This is a genomic window from Blautia sp. CAG:257, assembly GCF_000433815.1.
In the GTDB taxonomy this organism is placed as follows: Bacteria; Bacillota; Clostridia; order Lachnospirales; family Lachnospiraceae; genus Blautia_A; species Blautia_A caecimuris.
Genome location: NZ_HF998979.1, coordinates 1 through 6,106 on the forward strand (window position 1 = coordinate 1; position 6,106 = coordinate 6,106).

5 protein-coding genes are annotated in these 6,106 nt (G+C 36.8%); all 5 read right to left on the minus strand.

Features of this window, described 5'->3' with window-relative positions:
• Nucleotides 1-526: 526 nt before the first annotated feature.
• Genes QVP40_RS00465 through QVP40_RS00485 form a run of 5 tightly spaced genes read right to left on the minus strand, consistent with a single transcriptional unit; the run spans nucleotide 527 to nucleotide 5,001 of the window.
• Nucleotides 527-1,396 carry a DUF3881 family protein gene (locus tag QVP40_RS00465; RefSeq protein WP_022066551.1) on the minus strand — a complete coding sequence of 290 codons (870 nt, stop codon included), beginning with the start codon at nucleotides 1,394-1,396 and terminating at the stop codon, nucleotides 527-529.
• A gap of 21 nt (nucleotides 1,397-1,417) precedes the next feature.
• Complete coding sequence (gene serS, locus QVP40_RS00470) at nucleotides 1,418-2,713, minus strand: serine--tRNA ligase (RefSeq protein ID WP_022066552.1); 1,296 nt, start codon at nucleotides 2,711-2,713, stop codon at nucleotides 1,418-1,420.
• A gap of 25 nt (nucleotides 2,714-2,738) precedes the next feature.
• Entirely contained in the window at nucleotides 2,739-3,278 is a 540-nt protein-coding gene (locus tag QVP40_RS00475; protein ID WP_022066553.1) for a DUF4446 family protein, read from the minus strand.
• A gap of 17 nt (nucleotides 3,279-3,295) precedes the next feature.
• Nucleotides 3,296-4,234, minus strand: a complete 939-nt coding sequence (locus QVP40_RS00480) for a ParB/RepB/Spo0J family partition protein (RefSeq protein WP_022066554.1) — start codon at nucleotides 4,232-4,234, stop codon at nucleotides 3,296-3,298.
• On the minus strand, nucleotides 4,234-5,001 hold the full coding sequence (locus QVP40_RS00485; protein WP_022066555.1) for a ParA family protein: 768 nt from the start codon (nucleotides 4,999-5,001) through the stop codon (nucleotides 4,234-4,236). The genes QVP40_RS00480 and QVP40_RS00485 overlap by 1 nt, the downstream gene beginning before the upstream one ends.
• Nucleotides 5,002-6,106 lie beyond the last annotated feature (1,105 nt).

Consider the following 6,106-nt stretch of genomic DNA (forward strand, 5'->3'; position numbering starts at 1 on the left):
TCTTAGGAGGACCATGTTATATCCATTTAACTAACGAGACAAAATGCCATTTTCCCTTGAAAACACGCGATTTTCCGGCTTTTTGGTAATGGCAACCTTTATTTAATTATCAGCTTTTTTCAAGCTGTTAATTACTATTATTTTTCATGTTGGTGACATCAAAGCACTCACCTATTAGGGTAACACCTTCGTGTCAATTTTTACTCTTCTTAACTAGATTTGAACCCAAAAGTTTTTTCAGGAAGTGATAACCTTGGTTCCTCCTTAGGAGGCGCTTGTTATATCCATTTAACTAAGGAAACAAATATCTGTTTTGGGCTTAAAATCAAGATTTTTCGATGATTTCTGCTTTCGCAGTCAGTGTCTGAATTATCCATCAGTCTAAGCCTTTTCTTTTTCAGTATACCAGATGGTATCTATGTACCATCTGGTATACTGTATTGTCTAATTGAAATTGTACTATATCCTGATTAAAATTACAAGAGTATAATTAATTTTTCAGGAATTTAGAAATATTGTTACTGTTCTAAAAATGTACCTGTCCCTGAAGCCAGATATTGGCTCTCAGCCTTCTTCCTATAGTTGGCTCGCCTAAAAGGTCTTCTCTGTTAATACAGACATCAAACTGCATATTATTGCATTCGACAGTCATCTGTACAATTTCTTCTCCTGTCAAAATATTTTTGAATGTATGAACATCCAGAATTTCTCCCAGAATACTGTACTGATCGCACTGAATTCCATATGGCATAAAATAGGATTCTACTATGGAAAAAAGATCCTCTGTTGCAATTCTCTGAGAAATCATGGAGTATGTATCCATATCCTCCATTGTAAGACTTTCCATTGCTTCTTCGTCTCCATCTCTGGCAGCTGCAATCAGATTGCTTCTGTTTTTCATAACCTCTTTTTCCACTTTTACTGCTTCTTTATCTTTCATTGCAGGAAGTAAAACCCGTCCTTCTTCTGCAAGTCCAGTCAAAGTCACCGGCTGTGCACCCAGATTCTCTTTTCCCTTTTCCTGTAGATATTCTGCAGCATTCTGAAGATAAAAAATCAAAGTAATTCCTATTCTCAGGTCATCACAGGCTCCTGCAAATGACTCTCTGTCCAGATGTCTTTCCACAGTTACCTGCTCCTGGGTGGTAATTCCGGTTCCTCTGAAAAACGGGAAATAGTAATCCACATGAAAACGATTATATTCGTCATACTGACCACACACTGTAATACCGCAGTCACATCCATAATTCTTTGAAAACTCTGTAAAAATGCCATCCGGATGACCTTCAACAGCTATTTTTTCATCATAGTTCCTTACAGTATCTCCGATAATTTCTTTTATCTCTTCCCTGCTTCTGACTTTGGAAAAACCAACCGCCCTCAGATAACTGTGCACAAAAACACCTCCATACCCGTTTTATGCACGGGTCTTTTTCTCAATCTTTTTCATACCGCCCATGTATGGCTGAAGTGCTTCCGGAATGTTTACAGAACCATCTGCATTCAGATTGTTTTCAAGGAAAGCAATCAGCATTCTCGGCGGTGCTACTACTGTATTATTTAATGTATGAGCAAGATATTTCTTTCCATCCTCACCATTGACACGGATCTTCAGACGACGAGCCTGAGCATCGCCAAGGTTGGAGCAGCTTCCTACTTCAAAGTATTTCTTCTGTCTTGGAGACCATGCCTCTACGTCTATGGATTTCACTTTCAGATCAGCCAGATCGCCGGAGCAGCATTCCAGTGTACGAACCGGAATATCCAGAGAACGGAACAGATCAACTGTATTCTGCCATAATTTTTCAAACCACATTTTGCTGTCTTCTGGCTTGCATACAACAATCATTTCCTGCTTCTCAAACTGGTGAATGCGATAAACGCCTCTTTCCTCAAGACCATGAGCTCCTTTTTCTTTACGGAAGCATGGGGAATAGCTGGTAAGAGTTTTTGGAAGCTCCTGCTCCGGAATGATCTGGTCAATAAATTTACCGATCATAGAATGCTCACTTGTTCCAATAAGGTAAAGATCTTCACCCTCAATTTTATACATCATAGCATCCATTTCCGCAAAGCTCATTACACCTGTTACCACGTTGCTGCGGATCATAAAAGGCGGTACACAGTAGGTAAATCCTCTGTTGATCATAAAATCACGGGCATAGGAAATTACTGCGGAGTGAAGTCTGGCAATATCTCCCATCAGATAATAAAATCCGTTTCCTGCAACTCTTCTGGCACTGTCCAGATCAATTCCATCAAAGTTTTCCATGATTTCTGTGTGATACGGGATCTCAAAATCAGGAACAACCGGCTCTCCGAATTTTTCAACCTCAACGTTTTCACTGTCATCTTTTCCAATAGGTACTGTAGGATCAATGATATTCGGAATTACCATCATATCCTTCAGAAGCTCTTCTTCTACTTCTTTTTCTCTTGCAGAAAGTTCATCAATACGTGCTCCGGAAGCAGCCACCTGCTTTTTAATTTCCTCTGCCTCTTCGCGTTTTCCCTGTCCCATCAGAGCGCCAATCTGTTTGGAAATTTTATTTCTCTCAGCTCTTAACGCCTCAACCTCCTGCTTAATGGCTCTGTTTTCTTTGTCCAGCTCCAGAACCTTGTCTACCAGTTCCAGCTTGCTGTCCTGGAATTTATTCCTTATATTCTGTTTTACGATCTCCGGATTTTCTCTTACAAACTTGATATCTAACATGATTTTCCTCCTCAAAATTTAACTTTTAATTTAATTTGTCAGTTTCATCCTCTTCCAGTTCTCCCAGTCCAAAATTGACAGCTTTTCTTAATGCCTCAACTTCTTCCTGGCTGAGCATTACATAAGATTCACCTTTTACAATTTCCTTCAGATAAAGGAAGCAGTTATCGCGACTGTGAACCGCATTTAAGATCAGACCTGTATTTTCTTTATCAAGAAGAGCAAGCGCAAAGCTGAGTTTGCCGCCTACGTCATCAAAAGCATCGTATTTTTCTACTCCATACTTGCTGAAGATCACTCTGAAATTTTTGACAATCGACTTTATTGTCTGCTCATGATTTTCCTTTGCCTCATAGAGCCGGTCAATCTGTGCAAATTTTCTCATAAATGTCTTTTCCAGTGACTGTGCATCGCTGCCCTTCATAAACATCTTATATTTTCTCTCCAGCCTGCTCAGTCTCAAACTATAGCTTATCATACTTCCAATCAAAATAATTACAATAATCAAAAGTATGATAATAATAATTCCGGGATCAATTCCTATATTTTCAAAAATAGCACTCATATGATCTGATCCCCCTTTTATCCAATAGACTCAAACAGATCAATGATCCGTTCCAGGTCTTCTCTGGAGTAATACTCGATTTCTATTTTTCCTTTATTATTCTTCTTTCTGTGAATAAATACTCTTGTACCTGTGATTCCTTTCATTTTTTCTTCCAGACTTTCGTAAACAGCATCCTCTGCTGAGTTTGAAACTGTCTCTTTCTGACGTGAAGGTTTCAAAATCTTCCGCACAAGAGCTTCTGTCTCACGAACACTCAGTTTATGATCAAATACTTTTAAAGCGATCATTTCTTGTGTTTCAAAGTCAGAAATCCCCAGAATTGCACGGGCATGTCCGGCAGATATCATTTCATCCACAACCATTTCCTGAACCCGCGGTGAAAGTTTCAAAAGACGAAGAGAATTTGTTACTGCTGTCCGGCTCTTTGAAACCCGTTCCGCAATCTCATCCTGTTTTAAATGAAATTCTTCAATTAAACGCTTATATGCCTGAGCCTCTTCTACCGGATTCAAATCTTCTCTCTGTATATTTTCAATCAGAGAAATTTCAACAATCTCCTGATCTGAAAACTCTTTTATTACAACAGGAACTTCTTTTAATCCAGCCATTTTTGCAGCTCTCCAACGTCTTTCACCAGCTATGATCTCAAAATAGCTCTTCTTATCAGATACAAGAAGCGGCTGCAAAATTCCATATTGTTTTATTGATTCAGATAACTCCAATAATGCATCCTCATCAAACTTTTTACGTGGCTGTTCACGATTTGGCTCCACTTTTGAGATTTTTACAATTACTGGACCGCCTGCTGTTTTTTCTTCTTTCTTTTCAGAGGTTTTCACAGGATGAACTGCTGTTTTTTCTTTTGTATCCTTTGCTCCTGATTTTGAAGGAACAGACTTTTCCGGAAAAAGCGCATCAAGACCTCTTCCAAGCCCAGATTTTTTTACTGCCATCATTCACCCTCCCTGTTTATTACTTCTTCTGCTAACAAACGATAGCTTTCTGCTCCTGCGGAGCGTGAGTCATAAATAGTGATTGGCTGTCCATAACTGGGGGCTTCCGCAAGTCTTACATTCCTGGGAATAATTGTCTTATAAATATTCTGCTGAAGATTATCCTTAACATTTTCCACTACCTGCAAAGATAAGTTTGTTCTGGCATCATACATAGTAAACACAACGCCTTCCATAACAAGACGTTTGTTTAATCTTTCTTTTACCAGATCAATTGTATGTATCAGCTGAGATAAACCCTCCAAAGCATAATATTCACACTGTATTGGCACAAGAACCGATGTAGCTGCTGTTAAAGCGTTAATGGTCAGCATATTTAAAGATGGCGGACAATCCATAATAATATAGTCATATTTTCTGCGTATTTTGTCCGTTATTCTTTTTAAAATATACTCTTTATCATCTACGCCAATCAGTTCTATTTCCGCACCTGACAAATTCACATTGGATGGAATTAAATCCAAATTTTCCACTACGTTTTTAACAATTGTACTTTTTGCATCTGCCTGTCCCAGCAAAAGCTCATACAGCGTGTTCTCCACTGTATTTTTATCAACTCCCAGGCCACTGGTTGTATTTCCCTGCGGATCAATATCTATTGCTAAAACTTTTTTCCCTTTTTCCGCAAGGCAGGCTGACAGATTGATGGCTGTTGTTGATTTGCCAACCCCACCTTTTTGGTTAGCTACCGCTATTATTCTTCCCAATTTTCTTCCTCCTTTTGAGGGATTATAGAGATATTTTCATTATAGCACTTTTATATGTATTGTTCCACTCTATGTTTCACGTGAAACATTAAATTTTAGGAAACTCTCTAAATTAATTATTGTTAATATTCAACAATTTTATACACTTTAAGAAAATATTTTTTATCATTGCTTAATCATAATTTATTCAGAATACCATAACTGAACAAATACCAATTTTTTCACAATAGAGTCTGCAATATACGGGCATAAAAATCGTTAATCTCAGCATGTAAGTCTCACATGGACAGAACAAATCAGCAAAAAAGCTTGTGCTCTTTTCAAATTTGCTCTTTTACAGCAGAATACCTAAGGCAGATAGATTTGTACTTTTCTGGCACGGTTTATAATTCAATATTTCCTACTCACCTATAAATAAACAAGTATCCGTTTGTAAATAAAGAGCTCCGTAATATACAGCAAAAAAGATTCATTAAAGCTTATATGTTGTTAAAGAAAAATGAAAAACAAATTTTGTATAATAAAATCTGTGATATGAGAACACAATGAAATGTCAACCTCTATATATACGTCTCATAAAGACAAACAACGAAGATTTGTGTACATTTTCAAATGTTTGCATTTACAGCTATAAATATGAAATCTAAAAAAGTGACATAAAGGACGTAAAATTTTCGCTGATTAATCTTTGTATGTCATATATAAATTTAATAATTCTTTTATATATGCCGCAATGCATATTATAACTTTCACTTTTAAAAATCTGATACTTACACATTTATAAATTTTACTGCTTCATAACTATAAAATCTTTGATGACATTTTACTCATAAAAATTTATATTCTCTAACTATAAATCAGTAAATATAGAATTTTGCACAATAGAATCGAATCTATCATATACAAGCATAAAAGAAATATCAAGCTCTATATGCGCATCTTATAAAGACAAATTTTTGAGGATTTTGCGCACTTTTTCAAATTTGCTCATCAATAGTTCTCTAATGTAATTTACGATCAATCCCTATTCTGGTAGCTGTCCCTAAATAAGAATAGAATCCCACAAAACATCAATGACACCACTTAGTTTTTAAAGTAGGCATAA

Coding starts and splice junctions, on each gene's coding strand:
- serS (WP_022066552.1), bottom strand. CDS start 2,713: ATGTTAGATATCAAGTTTGTAAGAGAAAATCCGGAGATCGTAAAACAG.
- QVP40_RS00480 (WP_022066554.1), bottom strand. CDS start 4,234: ATGGCAGTAAAAAAATCTGGGCTTGGAAGAGGTCTTGATGCGCTTTTT.
- QVP40_RS00475 (WP_022066553.1), bottom strand. CDS start 3,278: ATGAGTGCTATTTTTGAAAATATAGGAATTGATCCCGGAATTATTATT.